23 protein-coding genes and 1 pseudogene are annotated in these 24,401 nt (G+C 59.0%); 11 read left to right on the forward strand and 13 right to left on the reverse strand.

Features of this window, described 5'->3' with window-relative positions; translation table 11 throughout:
* Positions 1-104: 104 nt before the first annotated feature.
* From AB4N74_RS05885 to AB4N74_RS05900, 4 genes and pseudogenes are all read right to left on the reverse strand, one after another.
* Positions 105-1,073, reverse strand: a complete 969-nt coding sequence (locus AB4N74_RS05885) for a 2-hydroxyacid dehydrogenase (RefSeq protein WP_093437063.1) — start codon at positions 1,071-1,073, stop codon at positions 105-107.
* 171 nt (positions 1,074-1,244) lie between these two features.
* Positions 1,245-1,672: pseudogene (locus tag AB4N74_RS05890) on the reverse strand (hypothetical protein).
* A gap of 15 nt (positions 1,673-1,687) precedes the next feature.
* Complete coding sequence (locus AB4N74_RS05895; protein ID WP_099758669.1) at positions 1,688-2,167, reverse strand: DUF4822 domain-containing protein; 480 nt, start codon at positions 2,165-2,167, stop codon at positions 1,688-1,690.
* 467 nt (positions 2,168-2,634) lie between these two features.
* Positions 2,635-3,018 (reverse strand): tautomerase family protein, encoded by a 384-nt coding sequence (locus AB4N74_RS05900; RefSeq protein WP_320337103.1) that lies wholly within the window; start codon positions 3,016-3,018, stop codon positions 2,635-2,637.
* 243 nt (positions 3,019-3,261) lie between these two features.
* On the opposite strand from AB4N74_RS05900, the gene AB4N74_RS05905 reads away from it, so the two are divergent.
* The 4 genes from AB4N74_RS05905 (at position 3,262) to AB4N74_RS05920 (ending at position 6,937) form a co-directional block, all read left to right on the forward strand.
* Positions 3,262-3,456, forward strand: coding sequence for a hypothetical protein (locus tag AB4N74_RS05905; protein ID WP_460098657.1), 195 nt, complete (start codon positions 3,262-3,264; stop codon positions 3,454-3,456).
* A 49-nt stretch (positions 3,457-3,505) separates the two neighbouring features.
* Positions 3,506-3,676 (forward strand): hypothetical protein, encoded by a 171-nt coding sequence (locus AB4N74_RS05910; protein WP_016982944.1) that lies wholly within the window; start codon positions 3,506-3,508, stop codon positions 3,674-3,676.
* A 253-nt stretch (positions 3,677-3,929) separates the two neighbouring features.
* Positions 3,930-5,210: a serine/threonine transporter gene (locus AB4N74_RS05915; RefSeq protein ID WP_116255391.1), complete on the forward strand. Its 1,281-nt coding sequence runs from the start codon at positions 3,930-3,932 to the stop codon at positions 5,208-5,210.
* A gap of 80 nt (positions 5,211-5,290) precedes the next feature.
* The gene (locus AB4N74_RS05920; protein WP_460098659.1) at positions 5,291-6,937 is read left to right on the forward strand and encodes a SulP family inorganic anion transporter; all 1,647 of its coding nucleotides are present in this window, start codon (positions 5,291-5,293) and stop codon (positions 6,935-6,937) included.
* Between the two features lie 205 nt (positions 6,938-7,142).
* On the opposite strand, the gene acnB is transcribed toward AB4N74_RS05920, so the two are convergent.
* Positions 7,143-9,752 (reverse strand): bifunctional aconitate hydratase 2/2-methylisocitrate dehydratase, encoded by a 2,610-nt coding sequence (gene acnB, locus AB4N74_RS05925; RefSeq protein WP_093437081.1) that lies wholly within the window; start codon positions 9,750-9,752, stop codon positions 7,143-7,145.
* 468 nt (positions 9,753-10,220) lie between these two features.
* Here acnB and AB4N74_RS05930 point away from each other — a divergent pair, with 468 nt between their 5' ends.
* Positions 10,221-10,691, forward strand: coding sequence for a DUF1289 domain-containing protein (locus AB4N74_RS05930; protein ID WP_064117650.1), 471 nt, complete (start codon positions 10,221-10,223; stop codon positions 10,689-10,691).
* A 162-nt stretch (positions 10,692-10,853) separates the two neighbouring features.
* On the opposite strand, the gene AB4N74_RS05935 is transcribed toward AB4N74_RS05930, so the two are convergent.
* Positions 10,854-11,717 (reverse strand): universal stress protein, encoded by an 864-nt coding sequence (locus AB4N74_RS05935; RefSeq protein WP_320337101.1) that lies wholly within the window; start codon positions 11,715-11,717, stop codon positions 10,854-10,856.
* A 159-nt stretch (positions 11,718-11,876) separates the two neighbouring features.
* Between AB4N74_RS05935 and AB4N74_RS05940 the strand changes: the two genes are divergently transcribed.
* From AB4N74_RS05940 to AB4N74_RS05950, 3 genes are all read left to right on the forward strand, one after another.
* Positions 11,877-12,488, forward strand: coding sequence for a MiaE family protein (locus AB4N74_RS05940; RefSeq protein ID WP_093437087.1), 612 nt, complete (start codon positions 11,877-11,879; stop codon positions 12,486-12,488).
* Between the two features lie 132 nt (positions 12,489-12,620).
* Positions 12,621-13,328, forward strand: coding sequence for a winged helix-turn-helix domain-containing protein (locus AB4N74_RS05945; RefSeq protein ID WP_093437091.1), 708 nt, complete (start codon positions 12,621-12,623; stop codon positions 13,326-13,328).
* A complete protein-coding gene (locus AB4N74_RS05950; protein WP_460098662.1) occupies positions 13,329-14,615 on the forward strand; it encodes an ATP-binding protein in 1,287 nt (428 codons plus the stop codon).
* 183 nt (positions 14,616-14,798) lie between these two features.
* Here AB4N74_RS05950 and AB4N74_RS05955 read toward each other — a convergent pair whose 3' ends face one another.
* Entirely contained in the window at positions 14,799-15,287 is a 489-nt protein-coding gene (locus tag AB4N74_RS05955) for a GFA family protein (protein ID WP_460098664.1), read from the reverse strand.
* A gap of 138 nt (positions 15,288-15,425) precedes the next feature.
* On the opposite strand from AB4N74_RS05955, the gene glsB reads away from it, so the two are divergent.
* Together glsB and AB4N74_RS05965 are read left to right on the forward strand one after the other, a co-directional pair.
* Positions 15,426-16,334, forward strand: a complete 909-nt coding sequence (glsB, locus tag AB4N74_RS05960) for a glutaminase B (protein WP_007911001.1) — start codon at positions 15,426-15,428, stop codon at positions 16,332-16,334.
* A 207-nt stretch (positions 16,335-16,541) separates the two neighbouring features.
* Positions 16,542-18,044 (forward strand): aldehyde dehydrogenase family protein, encoded by a 1,503-nt coding sequence (locus AB4N74_RS05965; protein WP_460098666.1) that lies wholly within the window; start codon positions 16,542-16,544, stop codon positions 18,042-18,044.
* Positions 18,045-18,095: 51 nt separating this feature from the next.
* On the opposite strand, the gene AB4N74_RS05970 is transcribed toward AB4N74_RS05965, so the two are convergent.
* From AB4N74_RS05970 to cynS, 3 genes are all read right to left on the reverse strand, one after another.
* Entirely contained in the window at positions 18,096-18,755 is a 660-nt protein-coding gene (locus AB4N74_RS05970) for a carbonic anhydrase (protein WP_257358211.1), read from the reverse strand.
* A gap of 12 nt (positions 18,756-18,767) precedes the next feature.
* On the reverse strand, positions 18,768-19,004 hold the full coding sequence (locus AB4N74_RS05975) for a DUF2790 domain-containing protein (RefSeq protein ID WP_093437110.1): 237 nt from the start codon (positions 19,002-19,004) through the stop codon (positions 18,768-18,770).
* 80 nt (positions 19,005-19,084) lie between these two features.
* Positions 19,085-19,552, reverse strand: coding sequence for a cyanase (cynS, locus tag AB4N74_RS05980; protein ID WP_093437115.1), 468 nt, complete (start codon positions 19,550-19,552; stop codon positions 19,085-19,087).
* A gap of 120 nt (positions 19,553-19,672) precedes the next feature.
* Here cynS and cynR point away from each other — a divergent pair, with 120 nt between their 5' ends.
* On the forward strand, positions 19,673-20,560 hold the full coding sequence (gene cynR / locus AB4N74_RS05985; protein WP_460098669.1) for a transcriptional regulator CynR: 888 nt from the start codon (positions 19,673-19,675) through the stop codon (positions 20,558-20,560).
* Between the two features lie 257 nt (positions 20,561-20,817).
* Here cynR and AB4N74_RS05990 read toward each other — a convergent pair whose 3' ends face one another.
* From AB4N74_RS05990 to AB4N74_RS06000, 3 genes are all read right to left on the reverse strand, one after another.
* A complete protein-coding gene (locus AB4N74_RS05990) occupies positions 20,818-21,147 on the reverse strand; it encodes a hypothetical protein (RefSeq protein WP_160039397.1) in 330 nt (109 codons plus the stop codon).
* Positions 21,148-21,657: 510 nt separating this feature from the next.
* Positions 21,658-22,161 carry a GNAT family N-acetyltransferase gene (locus AB4N74_RS05995; RefSeq protein WP_460098671.1) on the reverse strand — a complete coding sequence of 168 codons (504 nt, stop codon included), beginning with the start codon at positions 22,159-22,161 and terminating at the stop codon, positions 21,658-21,660.
* A gap of 48 nt (positions 22,162-22,209) precedes the next feature.
* Positions 22,210-24,153 (reverse strand): DNA topoisomerase III, encoded by a 1,944-nt coding sequence (locus AB4N74_RS06000; protein ID WP_093437133.1) that lies wholly within the window; start codon positions 24,151-24,153, stop codon positions 22,210-22,212.
* Positions 24,154-24,401 lie beyond the last annotated feature (248 nt).

Genomic DNA, 24,401 nt, shown 5'->3' on the forward strand with positions numbered 1-24,401 from the left:
TTTGGGAATGTGCGCGAAAAGTCGCGGTGAACCAGGGTTTTGCGGATATGCCGTGGCCGAAAAGGAGGGCTGGGACGAGCGCTCGACACGTCGTCCGGCGTGCTTCAGTGCACGCGCTGGTTGTTGAGTTTCGGAGGCAAGGCAATGGGCGTCAGTACCGGTTCGCCCGAAAAAAACGCCACGAGATTTTTGCCCACCAACTCCACCGTGCCTTGAGTGGCTTCCGGTGACAGGCCGGCGACGTGTGGCGTCAGTAGCACGTTGCTTAGGGTTTTCAGCGCATCCGGCACTTGCGGCTCGTGGTCGAACACATCCAGTGCGGCGCCGGCAATTTTGCGTTGCTCAAGCGCCGTGATCAGATCCGCAGTGGCGATCACACTGGCGCGGGCGATATTGACGACAAAGCCTTTCGGCCCCAGCGCATCGAGCACCGGGCGAGTCACCAGATGCTGTGTGCCGATGCCGCCAGGCGTGGCGATGATCAGGAAATCCGAGGCCCGTGCCAGTTCGGTCGGCGTCGAGCAGAACGTGTAAGGCACATCGCTGCGCACCTGGCGGCTGTGATAGCTGATCTCCATGTCGAAGCCAAAGTGGGCGCGTTTGGCTATCGCCATGCCCACGGCGCCCAGCCCGAGAATCCCCAGGCGTTTGCCGGCCAGCGACGGGCGCATGATCTTCGGCCATTCACCGCGGCGTACCGCAGCGTCACAACGAGGGATATCCCGGACCAGCGCCAGCAGCATCGCCATCGCATGGTCGGCCACCGACGAGGCATTGACCCCGGCGCCGTTGGTGACGGTAATGCCACGGTTACTGGCGGCTTGCAGGTCGACCTGCTCGTAACCGGCGCCGATCACCGTGATGATTTTCAGCGCGGGCAGGGCGGTGATTTCATCGGCGGTCAGGCCCAGCGGGCCGCGGGTCAGCACCGCGTCGATGCGGCTGCCGTGAGTGGCGATGGCTTGCGCACGCTCGGCCGGCGTGGGGGCGAGGATCAGGTGAAAACCCTGATGTTCGAGGATCGGCAAATAGTCATTGATGGTTTCAACCAGTACCAGAACGGTTGCGGGCATTGCGCGGCTCCTGTGAACGTCGGCGGGTCGGTCGCGAAAGTCGTTTCAGAGTGCTGAATCCGCAGCGGCTTGGCAATCGTTGTCATTCACGCAGTGGTGCTTTGATTCTGGACGGCTTCGGGCAAGAAGCAAGGGTAGGCAGCACACCGGTGATCCGGTGTGCTGTCGGCATCATTGAGCTGCTTGGGCTTTGGTTTGTTCTGCGAGGGCAATCGGCTTGAAATCATAGGTTGGATAAAACTCGGTTCGGTAACTGCCCCATGCGGTGTTTTCCAGGGCGAGGTTCACTTCTGCCAGCCGTGAGGCGGGGAAGCGTACGGTCACCACTTGGCCAATGCCCATCATGATGTTCCAGCTCACCACTTCGACCCCGGCGGGGGGAAGGTCTTGTAGAAGCCTTGTTGTGTGAGCTGGGCCTTGAGTTCGCTCAGCGGGCGGGTCTGATCATGTTTCAGAAACACGGTCAGCATCATTGCATTGTCGGCGGTGGCAACAGTATTTGTGGCGGGTTGGGTGGCGGCTTGCGCACTGACTCCGGCGCAATACACCGTGGAGGCCAGCAACGTCGACATCAGCAGGGTTTTGACTGTCTTTTGCATGTTGAACTCCTGGTTTTATTGTTTGATGGCGGATTTGGTTTCTACGGTGCCGGTATACGGCGCGTGAACGACATGAATACGTACAAGTGGATTGTTGTCGATCATGTCGCGGGGGACTTCCCGAGAGTAAGTGAATTCACTGTTGTTCAGTGTTTCCAGGCGCCTGACAATTGTTTTGGTCGGACCGATATCGGGTACCAGAATGTGCTGTTTCTGGTTGCCGGTGACAAAGAAATAACCGCCTCCGCCTTTGTTGTACTTTGACTCGCCTGTGTCGGTGTAAAAGAACTCGTATCGATTACTCTCGGGATCCCAGGTCGATATACCTACGACGCCGGGATACTTCGCCTTGACGTCTGTTTCAGGAGCGCCATCGATGTAGACCTTGGTAGTCAGCCATCGCGGCGAAGAAGCCAGCTCGCGGACATCAGCGCTGGCAAGCGGGGTGAAAAGCAGTCCGGTCAACAGCAGTCCGGTGATCGTGCGCTTTTGCATGCTTTTTCCTCTTTATCAAACTTCGAAGATCGTTTGCGATTGGTCTCTCGTCATTCAGGTCGTGAAAAATATAGGCCTGAAAAAGAGGATTGTTCAATGGCTGCGTAGTTGCTTGTAACAAATGACTGTTATTCGGATTTCGGTAATATTTCGTCGTGGTTTTATTAGGTGTTTTTGGTTGTAGGAGTATTCTGAAGTATCGATAAGCGAAGGGCTTTTTATTGGTGCTTTCTGTAATTCATAGCGCAGATGACATTAGAGAAGTACACGCAGTTGTAGGACGGAGGATAAGGTTACAAATTCGTGATTGACGCAACCGCAGCCGGCGAAATTGCGTCAATTCCAAGGAGCGTTTCTTTTAAAACCTGACATCCGCACTGTCGATTACTCGTGCGAAGGCAGCGCCGAGGGTTGCGTTGTGGTGTTTGATGATCGCTTCGGCCGGTAGTTGGCTGTCAATTGCGGGGTCAGGTGACGTACTGGGCAATGCCATTGCCGAATGACCAGTTTTCTTTTCTCACCTCGACCAGATTGATGAACACGTCTTCCAGGCGCACCGCCAACTGCGCGTGCAGGCGCTCGGCGATGGTTTTGAACAGCAACTGTTTTTTCTCCACTGTGCGCCCTTCGCTGATGGTGATCTGAATGAATACCACGCCGTCGCTGCGCTGGATCCCCAGATATTGCGGATCGTAGACCAGGTGCTGGCCATCGTGCTCGGTCAGGATCTGAAAGTTGTCGTGCTCGGGCACATCTATACAACTGCGCAGGGCGGCGTAGATCTGCTCGCCGATGCGTTTGGCGAAGTTGGGGTCGGGGTTTTGTCTGATGTCGACGCGAACCAATGGCATGGGAAGGCTCCGCAGGGCAGGGGGGACTCATTTCACGCTAGATCATGTGGGCCAAATTGAAAGGCACGGGTACTTGATCGCGAGGTGTTTTCTGAAAGGTCTCTGTATGAGGCTGCCTACCTGACTCGCGGATTTTGCCTACGAAAACGCCGGATTCATCCGCTATCTGGCGCGAGATGATTTAGGAAATCATGAGGGCACAAAGCAGTCCCGCCAGTCACTGCCAATAGCCAAGGAAGGCGCATGCTTCAGGACGATCGCGAAAACCTGGAGCTCCAAAGGCTCCTGAATGAAACACGGAAACTCGTGGCGGAAAGACAAAAGCTTCTGTCTGAAGCAAAAAAGCTAAAGAGAGAGACGAGTTTTTATCCACTCGCGGTATTGGCTGGAGTGGTGACCGCAATCACTGCAGTAGTAGGCGTTTTTTTCAAGGTTTGAGTGTTCACGCTTCACAACAATCAGACCCATGACCCAAAAGGAAATCAAGATGAGCACATTTGACCGCAAGGCTATGATTGAACTATCGGATCGTGAGTACGATGAGTCGGTCGAAAGAATGCGTATCAAGGACAAGGACGATATGTATCCAATCTGGGGGATGCTGGCGTTCGGCATTTTTTGTATGTCGCTCGGATTCATCCTGGCACGATCAATCTGATCGATTCCTCGCGACTGCATCAAACGTTGGAGCTTGCCAGAAAACGACACGGCGCCTACCTGAAGCCGACAGTTATTTTCTCAAAAACGACACACCTCTAAACTGCTCCGCATAACCATTCCTCAGCTAAGTCTTTGCTTCTGCTCATTTATCGCGGAGAATCGCGCCCCTGTTTCGGCCGGAGCATGTCTGTCGGTTTTTTCCGACGCGTCTGACCGAGTGGCAAGTGACCGGAATGCGGAGATCCGACCGGATGAATGATCAGGCCAATAGCGTCGAAGAGCGCTTTGATGCAGCAGCACCCGCTGAACTTTCGAGCTGGAATCGCCAGGACACCACCTGGATGTTGGGACTGTTTGGGACGGCCATCGGCGCCGGTACCCTGTTTTTGCCGATCAACGCAGGACTGGGTGGCTTCTGGCCGCTGGTGGTCCTTGCGCTGCTGGCCTTCCCGATGACGTTCTACGCGCACCGTGGCCTGACCCGCTTTGTGCTTTCCGGTCGTGAAGGCGCCGACATCACTGAAGTGGTCGAGCAGCATTTCGGCATCAAGGCCGGCGCGCTGATCACCTTGCTGTACTTCTTCGCGATCTTCCCGATTCTGCTGATCTACAGCGTCGGTCTGACCAACACGGTCGCCAGTTTCCTTGAGCATCAATTGCACATCACGCCGCCACCGCGCGCGCTGCTGTCGTTGGTGCTGATCCTCGGTCTGTTGGCCGTGGTGCGTTGCGGTGAGCAGGCGATCGTCAAGGCGATGAGCCTGATGGTGTATCCGTTTATCGTCGCGCTGCTGTTCCTCGCCGTTTACCTGATTCCACACTGGAACGGCGGCATTCTCGCCACGGCTTCGCACGTGCCGGCACCGTCTGCGTTGCTGCACACGCTGTGGCTGGCGATTCCGGTGATGGTGTTCTCCTTCAACCACTCGCCGATCATCTCGGCGTTTGCGGTCGATCAGAAGCGTCGTTATGGCGTCCACGCTGAAGAGCGCAGCTCGCAGATCCTGTCCCGCGCGCACCTGTTGATGGTGGCGATGGTGTTGTTCTTCGTCTTCAGCTGCGTGTTGACCCTGTCGCCGGAGCAACTGGCCGAGGCCAAGGCGCAGAATCTGTCGATCCTGTCGTACCTGGCCAACCACTTCAGCAATCCGACCATCGCTTTCGCAGCGCCGTTGATTGCGTTTGTGGCGATCTCCAAATCGTTCCTCGGTCACTACATCGGTGCCAGCGAAGGTCTCAAAGGCCTGATTATCAAGAGCGGCAAGCGCCCGGGCGCCAAGGCGCTGGATCGCATCGTGGCGGCCTTCATGCTGGTGGTGTGCTGGATCGTGGCAACCCTGAACCCGAGCATTCTGGGCATGATCGAAACCATCGGTGGCCCGGTGATCGCGGCGATTCTGTTCCTGATGCCGATGTACGCAATCCGTAAAGTGCCAGCGATGGCCCGCTATCGCGGCCAGGCGTCGAATGTGTTTGTAACGGCTGTCGGCCTGGTAGCGATTTCGGCGTTGATTTATTCGCTGACCGCGTAAGCTACAACTCCAGATACTCAGCTACAGTGGCCGCTGCATACGACGTATGCAGCGGCTTTTTTTCGTCTGGAGAAAGTGGATTGTCGAGCGCCCCGCAACCTGTAGAACAACCCAATCGCTGGCGGGATGTACTCGCCGGTCTATCGATAGCCGGTCTCTTGCTGCCCGAAGCGGTGGCGTATTCGACCATTGCCGCGCTGGCGCCACAGGCCGGGGTGATCGCCCTGTTTGCCGGGTTGCTGTGTTATGGGGTGTTCGGTACCAGTCGTTTTGCGATTGTGTCGGCAACGTCCTCGTCGGCCGCAGTGCTGGCGGCCGCGACGGCGACGCTGGCCAATGGTGACCCGCAATTGCGCTCGACCCTGGCAGTCGGCCTGGTGTTGGTCACGGGCGGGTTGTTTCTATTGGCTGGGCTCTTTCGTCTGGGCAGTGTCACCTCTTTCATCGCCAAACCGGTTTTGCGCGGATTCGCCTTCGGCCTGGCGCTGACCATCATTCTCAAACAGGTCGCCAGCGTGGTCGGCGTGCATCTGACCGACGCCAATCTGGTGCGCTTCGCCCCGCAATTACTTGAACAGCTGCCGCAATGGAACTGGCCGGCCGCGGCTGTTGCGGCCCTCGCGCTGGTATTGCTCGGAGTATTTTCACGATTCCCGCGGGTGCCCGGTGGCTTGCTGGTAGTAGTGATCGGCATCGCCGCCGGGCAATGGTTGAATCTGTCGGCGTACGGCGTGCAGATGATCGGCATTATCGACCTGAGCCTGGAAGTTCCCAACCTGCCGGTGCTGCCATTCGCCGACTGGCTACGGCTGGGGGAGGTGGGTTTTGCTCTGGTGATGATTCTGTATGCGGAGTCTTACGGGTCGATCAGTGCGTATGCGCTCAAGCATGGCGACCGCGTCACCTCAAACCGTGATCTGTTGGCGCTAGGCGCATCGAATCTGCTCTCCGGGTTGTTTCATGGTATGCCGGCCGGGGCAGGGTACTCGGCGACCTCGGCGAATGAAGCAGCAGGTGCGACGTCACGCTGGGCCGGCGGTGTGGCGGCGTTGGTGGTGTTAATCATCGTGCTGTCGGTGTTGCCGTGGATTGCCCTGACCCCGGAGCCGATCCTCGCCGCGATTGTCATGCATGCGCTGGGTCGCGGTTTGAGTCTGCAGCCACTGGGCCGCTACTTCATTTGGCGCCGGGATCGTGTGCTGGTGATCTGCGCGGTTTCGGCCGTGTTGGTATTGGGCGTGCTGGACGGTCTGCTGGTTTCGGTGGCGATCAGTGTGCTGCTGATGCTCAAGCAGATGTCGGCCGCGGACATTCAAGTGCTCGGGCGGATTGATGGCGGGCACGATTTTGTCGATGTGCAGCGTCATCCCGTTGCGCAAACGGAGCCTGGCGTACTGATCATTCGGCCCAGTGAGGCGTTGTTCTTTGCCAACGTTGAACGGATTCTGGGCGCGGCGTTACGGCTGATCCGCCATGCAGAAATGCCGGTGCATACAGTGATTCTGAGTCTCGAGGAGACGCCGGACCTGGATGGCACCAGCATTGAGGCGATGCAGGAGTTCTTCGTGCGGGTGCATCAGGAAGGCAAGCGTTTGATTCTGGCGCGGCTCAAGCATGAGGCGCTGGCGGTGCTGGAGGCGTTGCCTGAAGTGCAGGCCAACGCTGTGATCCTCAGCGGTTTGAGCGTTGATGGCGCCGTGCAGAAAGCCCTCACACTAAACCCGTAACCCTATCGGGGAAATGCAGGTCTCTTGTCTGGTAAGAATCAAATGTGGGAGCGAGCCTGCTCGCGAAAGCGATTCATCATCCAATAGTTACATCGACTGACACACCGCTTTCGCGAGCAGGCTCGCTCCCACAGGGTCTATGTGTGAGGCATAAAAAAACGCCGCTCATCTCACGATGGGCGGCGTTTTTCAGTGCGTTGTAACGTTAGGCTTGAACGACCGGGATATTGGCGTTCGCAGCAGCTTCACGGAACTCGGCGATCTGGTCGAAGGACAGGTAGCGGTAGATATCAGCCGCCATGCTGTCGATCTTGCCAGCGTATTCCATGTACTCCTCGACGGTCGGCAGGCGACCCAGGATCGAAGCCACGGACGCCAGCTCGGCCGAAGCCAGGTAGACGTTCGCGCCGTCGCCCAGACGGTTCGGGAAGTTACGGGTCGAAGTCGAGACCACGGTGCTGTTCGGCTCAACGCGTGCCTGGTTACCCATGCACAGCGAGCAGCCTGGCATTTCCATGCGTGCGCCAGCCTTGCCGTAGATGCCGTAGTAGCCTTCTTCGGTCAGTTGGTGAGCGTCCATTTTGGTCGGCGGCGACAGCCACAGACGGGTTGGCAGCTGACCCTTGACCTGATCCAGCAGTTTACCGGCAGCGCGGAAGTGACCGATGTTGGTCATGCACGAACCGATGAACACTTCGTCGATCTTCTCGCCAGCAACGCTGGACAGCAGACGGGCGTCGTCCGGATCGTTCGGCGCGCACAGTACCGGCTCGTTGATGTCGGCCAGATCGATTTCGATGACTTCGGCGTATTCGGCGTCGGCATCGGCTTCCATCAGTTCCGGGTTGGCAACCCAGGCTTCCATCGCTTGGGCGCGACGTTCCAGGGTACGTGCATCGCCGTAGCCTTCGCCGATCATCCAGCGCAGCAGGGTGATGTTGGAGTTCAGGTACTCGGTGATCGACTCTTTCGACAGCTTGATGGTGCAACCGGCAGCCGAACGTTCGGCCGAGGCGTCGGACAGTTCGAACGCCTGCTCCAGGGTCAGACCTTCCAGACCTTCGATTTCCAGGATGCGGCCGGAGAAGGCGTTTTTCTTGCCTTTCTTCTCGACGGTCAGCAGACCGTTCTGGATGGCGAAGTAAGGAATGGCATGAACCAGGTCACGCAGGGTGATGCCAGGTTTCATTTTGCCTTTGAAGCGCACCAGGATCGATTCCGGCATGTCCAGCGGCATAACGCCGGTGGCTGCGGCAAACGCAACCAGACCGGAACCGGCCGGGAACGAGATGCCCATTGGGAAACGGGTGTGCGAGTCACCACCGGTACCCACGGTGTCTGGCAGCAGCATGCGGTTCAGCCACGAGTGGATGATGCCGTCGCCCGGACGCAGGGAAACGCCGCCGCGGGTCATGATGAAGTCAGGCAGGGTGTGGTGGGTGGTCACGTCGATCGGCTTTGGATACGCCGCGGTGTGGCAGAAGGACTGCATCACCAGGTCAGCCGAGAAGCCCAGGCACGCCAGGTCTTTCAGTTCGTCACGGGTCATTGGACCGGTGGTGTCCTGAGAACCCACGGTGGTCATCTTCGGTTCGCAGTAGGTGCCAGGACGGATGCCTTTGCCTTCTGCCAGACCGCAAGCCTTGCCGACCATTTTCTGCGCCAGGGTGTAACCCTTGGTGCTTTCGATCGGTGCATCAGGTTTCTTGAACAGATCGAACGGTGGCAGACCCAGTTCGGCGCGAGCCTTCTCGGTCAGGCCACGGCCGATGATCAGCGGGATACGGCCGCCGGCACGGACTTCGTCCAACAGCACCGGGGTTTTCATTTCGAAGGTGGTCAGGACTTCGTCGGTGCCGTGTTTGCAGACTTTGCCAGCATGCGGGTACAGGTCGATCACGTCGCCCATGTTCATGTTGGAAACGTCGAACTCGATTGGCAGTGCGCCGGCATCTTCCATGGTGTTGTAGAAGATCGGAGCGATTTTGCTGCCGAAGCAGAAACCGCCAGCACGCTTGTTCGGCACGTAAGGAACGTCGTCGCCGAAGAACCACAGCACCGAGTTGGTGGCCGATTTACGCGACGAACCGGTACCGACCACGTCACCGACGTAGGCGATCGGGAAGCCTTGACCGCGCATTTCTTCGATCTGCTTCATCGGGCCAATGGCGCCCTGCTGATCAGGAACGATGCCGTCGCGGGCCATTTTCAGCATGGCCAGGGCGTGCAGCGGGATGTCTGGACGCGACCAGGCATCGGGAGCAGGGGAGAGGTCGTCGGTGTTGGTTTCGCCGGTTACCTTGAACACGCGCAGGCTGATCTTGTCGGCCAGGGTCGGACGGTTTTTGAACCACTCGCCGTCAGCCCAGGATTGCAGCACGGCTTTAGCGTGAGCGTTACCGTTCTTGGCTTTTTCCGCGACGTCGTGGAACGCATCGAACATCAGCAGGGTGTGCTTGAGCTGCGCGGCAGCGACTGGCGCCAGCTCGGCGTCGTCCAGCAGGTCAACCAGAGTGACGATGTTGTAGCCGCCCTGCATGGTGCCGAGCAGTTCTACAGCGCGTTTTTTGTCCAGCAGAGGGGAGGAAACTTCGCCCTTGGCCAGTGCAGACAGGAAGCCGGCTTTGACATAGGCCGCTTCGTCCACGCCTGGTGGAATGCGATTGGTGATCAGGTCAACGAGAAATTCTTCTTCGCCAGCCGGAGGGTTTTTCAGCAGCTCGACCAGGCCTGCTGTTTGTTCGGCGTTAAGCGGCTGGGGAACGATACCCAGGGCTGCACGCTCTTCGATATGTTTGCGGTAGGCTTCAAGCACAGTTATTACCCTCATCAGTGGTCCCAAATGGGTGTCCGGGACGCTCATCCCGAAATTGCCGTACTCATGCTCCTCACGACGTTGTGGGTCGTTCGGCCAGAATTACCGGCAATTCCTTACAGAAGCTGCTTTCAAAGTTTTACGCCTGCAGAACGGGGAGCTGATGAGGGTTGGCGCTGGATTTTTCCCCGCTGGAAAAATCCCTCGCCAACACCGCTCTGAAGGAACGACTGTGCTCGTGACGCTTTGAAAACAGCTTCTAACGGACATTGGCGCCTTAAAAGGCTGGCTGATTCTACGGCAAAAAAAATTTAAAGGTAAGTCGGGCTCTATTGGACTTTCGTGGCAATGCGCGTGGCCAGGGCAAACGCCGCGCGTGGCTGTGACCCTGAAGTTTGAGGGGTGATCAATGCCCGACAAAGGGCTAACATGCCGACCTGTTCCGCGTTTCAGTGTTTTACCTACCTTATGCCCAATCAGACCATCAAGACCCCCTGCGTCGGCCTCTGCTCCACTGTTTACGGTGATCTGGTGTGCCGTGGCTGCAAGCGTTTCCACCACGAAGTGATCCACTGGAATGGCTACAACGAGGAAGAAAAACGTGCGGTGTGGTTGCGTCTGGAGCAATTGCTGTCACAAGTGATGGCGGCGAAGGTCGAGATTTTCGATTCGGCGCGCCTGCGCGAGCAACTGGAACAGCGCAAGATCCGCTTCGTGCCGCATCAGTCGGAATATTGCTGGGCGTATCAGCTGATTGCCCGTGGGGCGCGGGTGATCATTAATCTGGAAGCGTACGGGATGGTGTTGCTGCCGGAGTTTCGCGACTGGAACCTGCCGGAATTGCGCGATGCCATTGATCGGGAATTCTTCCTGCTGTCGGAAGCGCACTACCAGCGCTATATCGCCCCGGGCTTTCTGAAAGACGCCTTCGGCGCCTAGAAGCTTCGCGAGCAGGCTCGCTCTCACATTTTGCAATGCATTCCAATTGTAGGAGTGAGCCTGCTCGCGATAGCGATCTATCAGTCAACATTGTTGTTGTCTGGCACACCGCCATCGCGAGCAGGCTCACTCCTACAGGGATCGCATTTCAATTTGAGCTGTTTAGTGCTTCACCGCCAACTCCACCAGGTGATCCTCAACCTCCTGCGGCTTGAGCACCAGCACATCACTCTCCAGTTCATCCAAAACCACTTCAGCCGTATTGCCAATCAGCGCCCCTGAGAACCCGGTCCGCGCCACCGTGCCAATCACGGTCACCGCCGCTTGCAGCTTGTGCGCCATGAACGGAATCAACACGTCCGCCGGGCCTTCCTCGATGTGCAAATGCTCATCATCGACATCGAATTCCGCCTGAAACGCTCGACATTGCTCGCGGTAACGCGCCTCGATGGTTTCGCTCAGTTGCAGCGTCGGGTCTGCAGCCGACAGCATCGGTGATGGATGCGCAGCGATCACATGCAGATGCGCCTTGGCCAGGCTGGCGATGTCGTAGCCATGATCAATGATCGTCGTGTGCAAATGCCGATGTTCACCATCGGCATTGCCCACGTCCACGGCTGCCAGAATCACCTTGTCCTTCCACGAACCGGCGGTTTTCACCAGCAGCACCGGGGTAGGGCAGTGGCGCAGGAGCTTCCAGTCCGCCGGGGTCAGCAGGGCCTTTTTCAGTGAGCTGTCGGGGAAATGCTGCTTGATCACCAAACCGCAGCCCTCGGCCTGCTGCACCTCGATGATGGTTTCATGCAGGCTCTCGTTCCAAGCCTGTTCGGTGGTCACGCTGTAGCCGTCGGCGATCAGCGCGGCTTTGAGTACGCCAAGCATGCCGGCGTGGTCGTGCTTCTTGTCGCACACCAGCAGGTGCAGATGGGCCTGGGTCACGCCGGCGATCAATTTGGCGCGCTTGAGCGCCAGGCTTTCCGAATGTTCGGGTTCAATGACCACCAGAATGCTGCGAATGGCTTGCATGAGCGGAGTCTCCAGCAAAGAAAAGGCACGGCGTTGCACAACTATAGTTGCTGTCCGATCGTGTGCGACTTGATGCATATCAACGCCAGCCGCTGGTGGTCTGCGGACAGGCCGGTATAATCGGCGCCCTTCGCTCGAACACCTTTTACCGTGAGCCCCATGATCCTTCCCGAAATCCACGAATTCCTTGGCTGCCGCACCCCCGACGCCTGGGTTCAGGCCGCCCTGGCCGATCAGGAAACCCTGCTGATCGACCACAAGAACTGTGAGTTCAAGGCTGCCAGCACCGCCCTGAGCCTGATTGCCAAGTACCATTCCCACGTCGACCTGATCAATATGATGTCGCGTCTGGCCCGGGAAGAACTGGTGCACCACGAGCAGGTCATGCGCATCATGAAACGGCGCAAGATCGAACTGCGCCAGCTCCACGCCGGTCGTTACGCCTCGGGCTTGCGCAAGGTGGTGCGCAGCCACGAGCCGGTGAAACTGGTGGATACGCTGGTGGTCGGCGCGTTTATCGAAGCACGCAGTTGCGAGCGTTTCGAAGCACTGGTGCCGCATCTGGACGAAGAACTCGGCAAGTTCTACTTTGGCCTGCTGAAAAGTGAGGCGCGGCATTTTCAGGGTTATCTGAAACTGGCCTATCAGTACGGCGATGCGAAGGATATTGCTCAGGTCATCGACAAGGTCCGCGCCGCCGAGCAGGAACTGATCGAGTCGCCGGACGAAGAATTCCGCTTCCACAGCGGTGTGCCTGCACAAGATTGTTAAAAACTCTTAAGAGTATGAAACATCACTGAAAACCGGCCCCAGCGGCCGGTTTTTGCTGCCTGAAGCAAACGCCTTCATCGCGATTGCCGCCATAATGCCGACCACTTCACACATGGGCGGCAGACGGTCGTTATGGATAACCTGGGTTTTGGCAAACTCCTGCTGGTGGAAGACGATGAGCGCCTCGCCGCGCTGATCGCCCACTTTCTCGAACAACACGGCTACGAGGTGCGCACGGTGCATCGCGGTGATCTGGCCGTGGCTGCCTTTCTCGAATTCAAACCGAAAGTCGTGGTGCTCGACCTGATGTTGCCGGGGCAGAGCGGTCTGCACGTGTGCCGGGAGATTCGCAGCGTGTCGGACACACCGATCGTGATTCTGACGGCCAAGGAAGATGACCTCGACCATATCCTCGGTCTGGAGTCCGGCGCCGATGACTACGTGATCAAACCGATCAAGCCACCGGTATTGCTGGCCCGGCTGCGAGCGCTGCAGCGGCGGCAGGTGCCGGACAGCAATGTGGTGAGTTTTATGGAGTTCGGTCAGTTGAGCGTCGACCGCAGTTGCCGTGAAGTGCGGCTGGCGGGCGAGGTCATCGAAATGACCACCATGGAATTCGAGCTGCTGTGGTTGCTGGCCAGCGCGGCCGGCAAAGTGCTGTCGCGGGATGACATTCTCAATCGCATGCGCGGGATTGCCTTCGACGGGCTCAATCGCAGCGTCGATGTGTACATCAGCAAATTGCGCAACAAGCTCAAAGACAATCCCCGCGAGCCGATGTGTATCAAGACTGTGTGGGGCAAGGGTTATCTGTTCAATCCGTTCGCGTGGGAGCTGTAGATGCTGCGGTTATTTCTCGGGCTGTTTCTGGTCATGACGTTGGGTCTGGTGCTGGCCTTGCAGACGGTCGAGCGCACTTTTGATGCCTTGCTCGATTATCAGATGCAGAACTACAACCGTGAGGCCGTGCGCGGCCAAGCCTGGACGTTGGGCCAGCAGTTGCGCGACTTCGACGGCCCGGCCCGGGAACAACAGCTGGAAACGATCCGCCCGCATTATGGTTTGGGGCTGACGCTGGTCGACGCCTCTGAACTGGCCCTGAGCGACGAGGAAAAAGCCGAGCTGGCCAAAGGGCTGTTGGTGATCCGCGACAAGTACACCCAGTACATTTCTGCGATTGACGAGGGGCCGCAGTTGCTCAGCATCCGCTTGCCGGCCGAGCCGAGCCTGATGCCGTTCTACATCGCCGCTGCCTACCTGATGATCGCCGTGCTGATCGGCATCGTGCTGTTTTTCTGGGTACGTCCGCACTGGCGTGATCTGGAGAAACTGCGCCTGGCCGCCGAGCGTTTCGGCGATAACGACCTGTCGGTGCGCATTCAATTGTCGAAACGCTCGAACATTCGCGATCTGGCCGAACACTTCAATCTGATGGCGGCGCGCATCGAAGGGCTGATCGCCAATCAGCGTGAGCTGACCAATGCCGTGTCTCACGAACTGCGCACGCCGATCGCACGGCTGTCGTTTGAGCTCGACCAGCTCAAGCAACAGCCGGACGCCAGTCAGAACCGCGAGCTGATCGCCGACATGTACGCCGACCTTGGTGAACTGGAGGAGATGGTGTCCGAGCTGCTGACCTACGCCAGCCTTGAGCGCGGCGCAACGGTGATCAAGCGCGAAAACATCCAGGCTGCCAATTGGCTTGATAGCGTAGTTGGCAGCGTGGCGCTTGAAGCAGAGGCGGCGGGCGTGCAGTTGCTGATCGCGGATTGCCGGATCGACACAGTGCGCATCGAACCGCGATTCATGGCGCGGGCGGTGATCAATCTGCTGCGCAACGCGATTCGTTATGCCGAGCAGCGCGTGGAGGTGACGCTGGAACGCACGGGCGATTATTACCAGGTGCGGGTCAACGACGACGGGCCGGGCGTGCCGGTGGATGGGCGCGAGAAAATCTTTGAACCGTTTTCGCGGCTGGATGCCAGCCGCGATCGCCGTACCGGCGGATTTGGTTTGGGCCTGGCGCTGGTGCGGCGGGTGTCGCAATCCCATGGCGGGCAGGTTGAGGTGGGCGATTCGCCTTGGGGTGGGGCGTCGTTCCGGATGACCTGGGCGCATCTGGATTAAATGCGCTGCCCTGTGCCGGCCCCTTCGCGAGCAGGCTCGCTCCCACATTGGATTTGTGAACGCCAGAGATCATTGTGGGAGCGAGCTTGCTCGCGAAGGGGTCAGTCCAATCGGCATTTTTGCTACTGCCCCACCGCTATCGCGAGCAGGCTCACTCCAGGGGGGGAGCCTGGAGTTACGCGGTCAGCGGGTCAAACCGAGGCGTTCATGCCATTGGGCAATGGATTCTTCGGGGTAGACGTCAAACTGTTTGTCTTTCGCTTTAACGTCGATTTCCACCCACGGTGCTTTCGAGCCGAGCATCAAATGCGTTTGCTCCGGCGGCACCGGCAACGGCGTGTCGATGGCCGAGGCAAACGGGTGGATCAGTTCCGGCCATTCCGGGCTGAACAGCCACAAGCCGCTGCCGCACAATGAACAGAAATGCCGCTCGGCCGTGCTGCGATGGGCGCGCTTGGCGCCTTCGTCTTTCATCTTCGCGTGGTAAATGCTGATGTGTTTGCGCCCGCGCACCTTGAGGCTGGTCGCGTCGCCGCCAAGGTTGATCGCATAACCGCCGCCGCCCTGAGTCTTGCGACAGATCGAGCAATAGCAGCGTTGATAAGGGTAGGGATGGGCGCTGGTGAGGCTGAATGTGACCTCGCCACAATGGCAGGAGCCTTCGAGTTGCATGGTTGCTCTCCCGTTTTTGGATGTGCGGTTGAGCCTAGAACATTCACCACGATGGCGGCCGGTGTGATTCGACGGGCGGGCGCAGCGTCTAGCCCCAGTGTCCCCGCAATCCCATGGGGCGAGACTTCGGAACCCGGCATGCAAGCGCTGTTGAACGAGATTCTTGACGCTGTCCGCCCGTTGATCGGGCAGGGCAAGGTGGCTGATTACATTCCTGCCCTCGGCACCGTGCCGGCCAATCAGCTGGGCATCGCCGTGTACGGCAACGACGGCGAGATGTATTGCGCCGGTGACGCCGAGACGCCGTTCTCGGTGCAGAGCATTTCCAAGGTGTTCAGCCTGGTGCAGGCGATCGATCATTCCGGCGAAGCGATCTGGGAACGCCTCGGTCACGAGCCGTCCGGGCAGCCGTTCAACTCGCTGGTGCAGCTGGAATTCGAGCGCGGCCGGCCACGCAATCCGTTCATCAATGCCGGCGCGCTGGTGATCTGCGACATCAACCAGTCACGCTTCGCCGCACCGACCCTGTCGATGCGTGACTTCGTCCGGCGTCTGTCAGGCAATCCGCAGATCATGATCGACGGCAAAGTCGCCGATTCCGAATACCAGCACCGCGCGCGCAATGCGGCGATGGCGTACCTGATGCAGTCGTTCGGCAACTTCCACAACGACGTCGAAGCGGTGCTGCGCAGTTATTTCAGCCACTGCGCGTTGCGGATGAACTGCATTGATCTGGCGCGGGCGTTCTGCTTTCTGGCCAACGACGGTTTCTGCAAACACAGCGGCGAACAGATCCTCACGCGTCGGCAAACCCAGCAGGTCAACTCGATCATGGCCACCAGCGGGCTGTATGACGAAGCGGGCAACTTCGCTTATCGCGTTGGCTTGCCGGGCAAGAGTGGCGTCGGCGGCGGGATTGTTGCGGTGGTGCCGGGGCAGTTCACGGTGTGCGTGTGGTCGCCGGAGTTGAATGCCGCCGGGAACTCGCTGGCGGGCATGGCGGCGTTGGAGATGCTTAGCGCGCGGATTGGCTGGTCAGTCTTCTGACCCGATCACACAAACACCACAAAACCTTGTGGGAGCGAACTTGCTCGCGAAGGCGTCAGGTCAGCCAACATTGATGTATCAGATCCACCGCTTTCGCGAGCAAGCTCGCTCCCACAGGATGTTGTTGTCCACAAGGGTTTTGTGTTGCCTGGGGAGAGGGTGTTCCTATACATTTTCCGGCCGCTCCCTGCATGGTGAATCCGCTTCATGTCTCTCGCGCTCGAACGTCTAGTCGCTGGCACGCCGATCCCTTTCGCTGGTAACCGCGTCACCGTGGTCAGCCCCGAACTGGCCGCGCGCTTTCAGCCCGGAGACCATCTGCTGGTGGAGCAGGTCAGTGGCGAGTTGCTGTTGATTCCCGTGGCGGATCAGCAAGCTGCGTCGGTAGCGATCGAGCGCGCGGCAGCGGCATTCACGGCGTTGTCGGCGGTGTCCGATGAGGCCATCAGCCAGTTTTTCGACCTGTTTGCGCAACGTCTGGAAACCCCTGCGTGCTGGGCTCACATCGAAACCGCCAACCGCGCGGACATCGAACGCGCCAAGGCGCGCGGTCGTTCCACCACCCGATTGCTCGCCGATGAGCGCATGCGTGGCGACATGATCGCCGGCCTGCGCGCCTGGCGGGATGCCGCAGCCACGCGCGGCAAAGTCCTCAGCAGCGTTGAGCATGATGGCTGGAAGGTCGAGCAAGTGGTTTCGCCGTTGGGCATCGTCGCGTTTGTCTTTGAAGGCCGGCCGAACGTGTTCGCCGACGCGGCCGGTGTCTTGCGCACTGGCAACACCGCCGTTTTGCGCATTGGCAGCGATGCGTTGGGCACCGCGCAGGCCATCGTCACTCATGCGTTGAACCCGGCGCTGGCCGATGCCGGTCTGCCGGCCGGCGCGGTGTCGTTGGTCGAAAGCGTCAATCATGCCGCCGGTTGGGCGATGTTCGCTGACCGGCGTTTGTCGCTGGCGGTGGCGCGCGGTTCGGGTCGTGCGGTCAGTCAGTTGGGCAGTATCGCCCAGCAGGCTGGCACCGCTGTCAGCCTGCACGGCACGGGGGGCGCGTGGTTGATTGCCGATCGTGATGCCGATGCCCAACGTTTCGCCGCCGTGGTGCGCAACTCGCTGGATCGCAAAGTCTGCAATACGTTGAACGTCTGCCTGATCCAGCGTGATCGCGCGGCGGAACTGGTGCCGTTGTTTCTTGAGGCATTGCAACAGGCCGGCACCGCGCGTGGCCAGGGTTGCAAACTGCACATCGTCGAAGGCAGCGAAAGTTACTTGCCGAGCGAGTGGCAGAACGCGACGGTCGAGGTCTATCGCGCCGAGGGTTATCAGGCCGAAGCACTGGCCGAACCCTTGGCGGAATCGGCGTTGGGCCGCGAGTGGGAATGGGAAGAAACCCCGGAAGTCAGCCTGATGATCGTTGACGATCTGGATCAGGCGATTGCGCTGTTCAACCGCTACAGCCCGCAGTTCACTGTGTCGTTGATCAGTGAAGACGCGCAGGTTCAGGAGCGCTTTTACAACGCGGTCAACGCGCCGTTCGTGGGCAACGGCATTACCCGTTGGGTCGATGGGCAGTACGCGCTCAACAAACCAGAGTTGGGGCTTTCGAACTGGGAGAGTGGGCGCTTGTTTGCGCGCAGTGCGATTCTTTCGGGGGATGGCGTGTTCACCGTGCGTAGCCGCATGACCCAGATCGATCTCACGGTAAAACGTTGATCTGGCGGACAATGATCGTTCCCACGCTCCAGCGTGGGAGCGATCAGTTGCTCAGGCGGCGTGGGTGGTTTGTGCATGGATCGCGCAAGTCGCTGGTTGCTCGGCCAGCGGCACAAACGTGCGGCGGTCGGCGGACAGCGCATCGATCGAGCCGGTCTCGATGTCATACACCCAGCCATGCAGATTCAGCAGGCCTTTTTCCTGAGCCAGACGCACACTTGGGTGGGTCTGGATATTCGCCAGTTGCGCGATCACGTTTTCGCGCACCATCGAACTCAATTTCGCCGCGTCATTGGCATGCGGTCGTGATTCGTTAACCACTTTCGCCGACTCGGCATGCTGCAGCCAGCCGCTGACGGCGGGCAGGTGATCCATGCATTTGCACTGGGCGATCGCCGTCATCGCACCGCAGTCCGAATGGCCGCAGATCACAATGTCGGTCACGCCGAGCACCGCCACCGCGTATTCCACCGTCGCCGAAACCCCGCCCGGATGCGGGCTGTAGGACGGCACAATATTGCCGGCATTACGGATGACGAACAGCTCGCCGGGCTCTTGTTGGGTCAGCAGTTCCGGCACTACACGGCTGTCGGAACAGGTGATGAACAACGTGCCGGGCTGTTGCGTGGTCGCCAGGTGTTTGAACAGTTCGGTACGTTGCGGAAACGCTTCGTTCTGGAATTTCAGGAAGCCATCAATCAGGTTTTTCATGGTGTTGTCCTCTCAGTTCGAGCAACCGCTGCCGAATTCGCTGTATTGAAGAATGTGCTTGCCGCCGTGGCTGTCCAGATACGTCATCTCGACCGGCACCACGCCACACACATCGGCGACCGGAGTAATGTTCAGCACTTGGGCGATATCCAGTTGCATGCCGTAGCGATAGGCGACGGCTTCGTCAGCGGCAGATGCCTGGACGGAAAAGCCGCCGAGCAGGGCCAGGATCAGTAGAATTTTTTGCATGGGGCAGCCTCCAGACGCAGTGGTGACGGGTAACCATTTGGGGTGGGTTGGCCCGCACGCAGGGTGCGGGCCGGTGCGGATCAGAACGGACGCAAGGGCAGGAACTTGCCGTCGAGGGTGACCACCGCGCGGGAGCCGCCTTCCGGGTCTTCGACTTTCTTGATGTCGAGCTTGAAGTTGATCGCGCTGATGATGCCGTCGCCGAACTGCTCGTGAACCAGGGCTTTGAGGGTGGTGCCGTAGATCTGGATCATCTCGTGGAAGCGGTAGATGGTCGGGTCGGTCGGCACACCGCTGAGGCTGCCACGCAGCGGGATGATCTGCATCGCCGCGACGTCTTCAGCGCTCAGTTCCAGCTTGTCACCGACCACTTGGGCGGCGTTTTCCGGCAGCGGGTGCTGACCGAGCAGGGCAGCGGTGACGTACGCCAGGCTCAGGCCGGTGTCATCGGCGAGATCCTGCCACGACAGATCTTTGCGTGCCTTGGCGTCGAGAATGCGGGTGGTCAGGGCCAGGCTGGTGTCGTTGTAGGCGTGGGACTGTTGCATGGTGTCACTCCTTTCAGGGGTTGGCTTGCTGTGTGGGAGTGATCTTCTGCCGATTCATCCATAGCGTCCAAGACCGATATACAATACTTGGCATAAGCCCTGCCTATAGATGGTGTTCCCATGCTGCTGCGACATTTGCGTTACCTGCTGGCCGTTGCCGATCACGGCGGCTTTACCCGTGCCGCCGAGGCGTTGCATGTTTCACAGCCGACCCTGTCGCAGCAGATTCGCCAACTGGAAGAGACACTGGGGGTCAATCTGTTTGATCGCACCTCGCGGACGGTCAAACCCACCGATGCTGGCGAGGCCTACATCGAATGCGCGCGACGGGTGCTGGTGGAGCTGGAGGCGGGCAAGCGCGCGTTGCATGACGTGAAGGATTTGTCTCGCGGGACGTTGCGTCTGGCGATGACACCGACGTTCATGGCTTACCTGGTCGGCCCGTTGGTGCGCGATTTTGCTGCGCGCTATCCGGGGATTCATTTACAGATTTTCGAGCTGTCGATGGACGACATCGAGGCGGGGCTGGCAGATGACTCGCTGGATATTGCGATTGCGTTTACGCCGGTGCGCAATGCTGATATCGAATGCATTCCGGCGTTTACCGAAACGCTGGGGATTATGGTGGGGCGTGAGCATCCGCTGTATGACAGTGTGGCGGTGCTGACGCCGGAAGATATCGCTTCACTGGATTTCGCCTTGTTGGCGCCGGACTTCATCACGCGGTTATCGGTGGATGAGTATTTTCGTCAGCATGGGATTACGCCGCAGGTGCGGATCGAGGTGAATTCGGTGAGTACGTTGCTGGAAGTGGTGCGTTTTTCGCCTTTGGCGACGATGTTGCCGCAGGCGATTGCGACGGAGGATCGGGCATTGCGCCGGTTGCGCGTGGAGAGCGAGGCGCCGCAGCGTGGAGCGGCGGTGTTGCGGCGGCGCAATAATTATCACAGTGCGGCGGCGGTGGCGTTTGCTGAAATGGTGTTGGGCTGGGGGATGCCCTCACCCTAACCCTCTCCCAAGGGGAGAGGGGACTGACCGATAGATGTTGGAGTAATACGCCGACCTGAAAGTGTTTTGCTGAATCCATAATCAACTCAGTGTGTCCGGTTGACGGATGATTTTATACAACTCGATCGGCTCCCTCTCCCTCGGGAGAGGGCTGGGGTGAGGGGCCACAATTCCAGTCACGCCAAATCAATGCAAGCGAACAAAAAAAGGCCTGCTTCCTTTAAGGAAGCAGGCCTTTCAATTATTTAATGACTAGCTCAGCAGAACCGATCAATCACCCGAACTTCGTTGTGGTTCTGCATCGAATCCCACGCCTGTTTCAGCGTTTGCAGAACATTCCCGATGAAGTCCTTGTCGGCCGCGGCTTTCTTGCCAACATAACCGTGGCCGCGGCGGTACATCTTCAGGCGGGCCAGCAGGTTCTGATGGTTGCGGTCGAACTCGTCTTCGTCAGCATGGGTCGCCAGGCAGTCGATATGCACCTGACCCGACTTGCTGATCCAGAGAATATGGCTGTCATGGCTGTCTTTCTGCGCAGCGAACATACGAGCCAGTTCTTCGATAGTAGGTTGATTGTTCAGATTCATGATATTGCCCCTTGACCAGTCTGGTGATCTTTCAAAGTTGATTCGCTAATACAGGTAGCCCATCGGTTAGTTGATCCCTGGCACCGAAACCAGGACGTCAGCGCTCGCCCGTGTGAAGTACGGGGTCGTGCATCTGTTGCATGTAGTCGTGTTGAATAACTGCTACGCAATAGCGTCACAACGAGGAGAAGCAGCGAAAACCGGGAGGCTCCTTGACGACATTTACCGTGTCAGCCACAAGCGTCTTGAGAATTTTCGCCAGCGCTTCTCGTCCTTGTACTGGACGTTCAGGCCAGGTCAGCTTCTTCAATCTGCCTTGTGGGCAGCGTGTATCCGGAAAAAACAACTCGGCGGTCAGACGAGTTTGCTCAAGCGTGTTACTGGTGTTCCCGATCGGGGAACGTCTTCATCATGCAAAAGCAAAACGACGCCGTCAACGGTTTTGTAGTGATTATTTTTGTTCACTACATATTGTCGGACAAAGCTGTTTTGGAATGAGAAAGAATCCGTTCAGGCGACGGAAAAAGGCGTATTCAGCACGTAGAAAGTGCACGGATAACCGTCCACTTCGCGCTGCTGGCGGGTGAAATCGCCGCCGCTCAATTGCGGGATGAGCCCAGCCCAGAAGCGTTGTGCCGGCAGGTTGGCGTCGATATGGAAAATCTGCCACTGACCGGGGATCTGGCTCAAGAGGGCAGAGACGACAAACTGCGCGACGCCTTGGCCACGAAAGCGTCGGGCGATGAAGAAATAGCCGATGTTGTGTTCGGCCCCGGCGATGTGGATTTCGTTATCGACGGTCACGAAACCGGCGAGTTCGCCATCGACGCGAATCAGGAACGGTTGTGTGGCCGGATGGCGCCAGTAGTCGATTTTCGGCTGGATCGAGAAAAAGCCGTGCTCGGCGAGCTTCAGTGGCAGCCACTCGCTGAAGTCGTACATGTAGAACTGCATGAGGTTTTCGACGATATCCAGCTCATCGCGCTGGGCGGGGTGCAGTTCGATATTGGCCATGCGCCGAGTTCCTGAAAGTGCTGAGCCTTGCAGAAACACTAGCGGGTTTTATTTGCCTGACGGTTTCGCTGTGCGTTTTGTCGTACCCGTGGTTTTGCTACGGGTCGATTTGCGTTTTTTCTTCCACGGGGCCGCCGCTTTACCGGCTGGTGGCGGGCCGCTGATGGTCAGGCTGAGACTGGAACAGCGCGTCACCTGTTTGCTCATCCACGCCGCCTGTTTGGTGACGAACTCTTCCAGACTCATTTCGCCACTTTGCACCATGTCCAGCGCCTGCTCCCAGATGGCTGTGGTGCCGGGGTCGGCAATTGCGCGGGGCACCGCGTCGATCAGGCTGAACGCCGCCGGGGTAGCGGCGAGGGCTTTGCCGTTTTTCACCAGATAGCCGCGGTCAAGCAAGCCCTGAATGATCGAGGCGCGGGTCGCTTCTGTGCCGATCCCGGTGGTGTCCTTGAGCTTCTGTTTGAGCAGCGGATCTTCCACCAGTTTGGCGACGTTTTTCATCGCCTTGATCAGATCGCCTTCGGTGTAGGGTTTGGGCGGTTGCGTCCACAGATCCTTGAACTTGACGTCAGCCACCGCGCACTCAACGCCTTGCGTCAGTGCCGGCAAGGTTTGCGGTACCGGTGCTTCGCGGCCCTTGGCCGCTGCCAGCGCCTCGGGCAGTGCGCGTTTCCAGCCCGGTTCGATGATCTGCTTGCCGACCGCACGCAACGCTTCACCAGCGCAATCGAAATCGGCCTGGGTGCGATCGTATTCGTGATTGGGCAGGAACTGCGCCAGATAGCGCGCGCGGATCAGCGTGTAGACCGCGCGGTGTTTGCCGGTCAGGCGTTCAAGATTTTTCGCCGCTGCGGTGGGAATGATGCCGTGGTGCGCGCTGACCTTGGCGTCGTTCCACGCGCGGGATTTGCGTTGCGGCTCCAGAAACCCGTTGAGCGCCTCAAGACCCGGATCGGCCTGCCGCAACGCGGCGAGAATCCCCGGCGCCTCGCTGTGCTGGCTCAGCGGCAAATAACCGCAATCACTGCGTGGATACGTGACGACTTTGTAGGTTTCGTAGAGAGCCTGGGCGATGTCGAGGGTTTCCTGCGCGCCGAGGCCGAGTTTCTTCGAGCAGACTTCCTGCAAGGTGCCGAGATCGAAGGGCAGGGGCGCCACTTCACGCATGCGCTCGGTTTTCAGCTTGACCACCCGGGCACTGGCAGCGCTGCTGATCGCAGCCGCCGCTTGCTGGGCCAACGCCTGATTCAGGCAGCGATCCTGATCGTCACAGGCATCCGACGGCGCACGCCACTGCGCAGTAAACGGTATGCCGTTGTGCAGCAGATCGACATCAATCGCCCAGAACGGCACTGGCACGAAATCGGCGATGCTGCGGTCGCGATCCACCACCAGGCGCAAGGTCGGCGTCTGCACCCGGCCCACCGGCAACACGCCCTGATAACCCGATTGCCGACCCAGCAGCGTGAACAGCCGGCTCATGTTCATGCCGATCAGCCAGTCTGCCCGCGAGCGGCCCAGCGCCGAGTGATACAGGCTGAAGGTTTCGGCCCCCGGCTTCAGTGCAGCCAGGGCTTTGCGGATCGAAGCTTCGTCCAGCGCCGACAGCCACAAACGCCGGATCGGCCCGCGATAGCGACAGTGCTCGACCAGTTCCCGGGCGATCATCTCGCCCTCACGGTCGGCGTCGGTGGCGATGATCAGCTCGCTGGCCTCGCCGAGCAGGCGTTTGACCGCTTTGTACTGGCTGGCGGTGCGCGGCTTGACGGTCATTTTCCACTTGTCCGGAATGATCGGCAGATCGGCCAGGACCCAGCGCTTGTAGCGGGCGTCGTAGGCGTCCGGCGGGGCGGTTTCGAGCAAGTGGCCGATGCACCAGGTCACCGTGACGTCTGTTCCCAGCCAGCAGCCGTCGCCCCGACGCCTGGCGCCGAGCACGGCCGCAATGTCTTTGGCCTGAGAAGGTTTTTCACAGAGGTACAACCGCATAACCACCCACGTCGATCAAGGTCCGCACAGGTGCACAGAATGGCCGGACTTGGCGTCAGCGGCAACTTTTATCTGTATGGATATACAGATAAAAAGCATTGCAGCACATGACGGGTAATACAGGGACGCAGGCCGGGCTATCGAGAAATTGATTAGCGCCCGGTTTGCGCCTGTGTCAGGTTTTTCGCCGATGCAAACACGCGAGTGACAGGACGATCTCGCCAGAAGATCGCCGTGGTCTGTCGACA

The sequence above is a fragment of the Pseudomonas sp. H3_C08 genome (genome assembly GCF_054669455.1).

Coding starts and splice junctions, on each gene's coding strand:
- AB4N74_RS05990 (WP_160039397.1), bottom strand. CDS start 21,147: ATGAATCTGAACAATCAACCTACTATCGAAGAACTGGCTCGTATGTTC.
- AB4N74_RS05930 (WP_064117650.1), top strand. CDS start 10,221: ATGCCCAATCAGACCATCAAGACCCCCTGCGTCGGCCTCTGCTCCACT.
- AB4N74_RS05900 (WP_320337103.1), bottom strand. CDS start 3,018: ATGCCATTGGTTCGCGTCGACATCAGACAAAACCCCGACCCCAACTTC.
- AB4N74_RS05940 (WP_093437087.1), top strand. CDS start 11,877: ATGATCCTTCCCGAAATCCACGAATTCCTTGGCTGCCGCACCCCCGAC.
- AB4N74_RS05910 (WP_016982944.1), top strand. CDS start 3,506: ATGAGCACATTTGACCGCAAGGCTATGATTGAACTATCGGATCGTGAG.
- AB4N74_RS06000 (WP_093437133.1), bottom strand. CDS start 24,153: ATGCGGTTGTACCTCTGTGAAAAACCTTCTCAGGCCAAAGACATTGCG.
- AB4N74_RS05970 (WP_257358211.1), bottom strand. CDS start 18,755: ATGAAAAACCTGATTGATGGCTTCCTGAAATTCCAGAACGAAGCGTTT.
- AB4N74_RS05945 (WP_093437091.1), top strand. CDS start 12,621: ATGGATAACCTGGGTTTTGGCAAACTCCTGCTGGTGGAAGACGATGAG.
- AB4N74_RS05915 (WP_116255391.1), top strand. CDS start 3,930: ATGAATGATCAGGCCAATAGCGTCGAAGAGCGCTTTGATGCAGCAGCA.
- AB4N74_RS05975 (WP_093437110.1), bottom strand. CDS start 19,004: ATGCAAAAAATTCTACTGATCCTGGCCCTGCTCGGCGGCTTTTCCGTC.
- AB4N74_RS05950 (WP_460098662.1), top strand. CDS start 13,329: ATGCTGCGGTTATTTCTCGGGCTGTTTCTGGTCATGACGTTGGGTCTG.
- AB4N74_RS05885 (WP_093437063.1), bottom strand. CDS start 1,073: ATGCCCGCAACCGTTCTGGTACTGGTTGAAACCATCAATGACTATTTG.
- AB4N74_RS05955 (WP_460098664.1), bottom strand. CDS start 15,287: ATGCAACTCGAAGGCTCCTGCCATTGTGGCGAGGTCACATTCAGCCTC.
- AB4N74_RS05905 (WP_460098657.1), top strand. CDS start 3,262: ATGCTTCAGGACGATCGCGAAAACCTGGAGCTCCAAAGGCTCCTGAAT.
- cynR (WP_460098669.1), top strand. CDS start 19,673: ATGCTGCTGCGACATTTGCGTTACCTGCTGGCCGTTGCCGATCACGGC.
- AB4N74_RS05965 (WP_460098666.1), top strand. CDS start 16,542: ATGTCTCTCGCGCTCGAACGTCTAGTCGCTGGCACGCCGATCCCTTTC.
- cynS (WP_093437115.1), bottom strand. CDS start 19,552: ATGCAACAGTCCCACGCCTACAACGACACCAGCCTGGCCCTGACCACC.
- glsB (WP_007911001.1), top strand. CDS start 15,426: ATGCAAGCGCTGTTGAACGAGATTCTTGACGCTGTCCGCCCGTTGATC.
- AB4N74_RS05935 (WP_320337101.1), bottom strand. CDS start 11,717: ATGCAAGCCATTCGCAGCATTCTGGTGGTCATTGAACCCGAACATTCG.
- AB4N74_RS05995 (WP_460098671.1), bottom strand. CDS start 22,161: ATGGCCAATATCGAACTGCACCCCGCCCAGCGCGATGAGCTGGATATC.
- AB4N74_RS05895 (WP_099758669.1), bottom strand. CDS start 2,167: ATGCAAAAGCGCACGATCACCGGACTGCTGTTGACCGGACTGCTTTTC.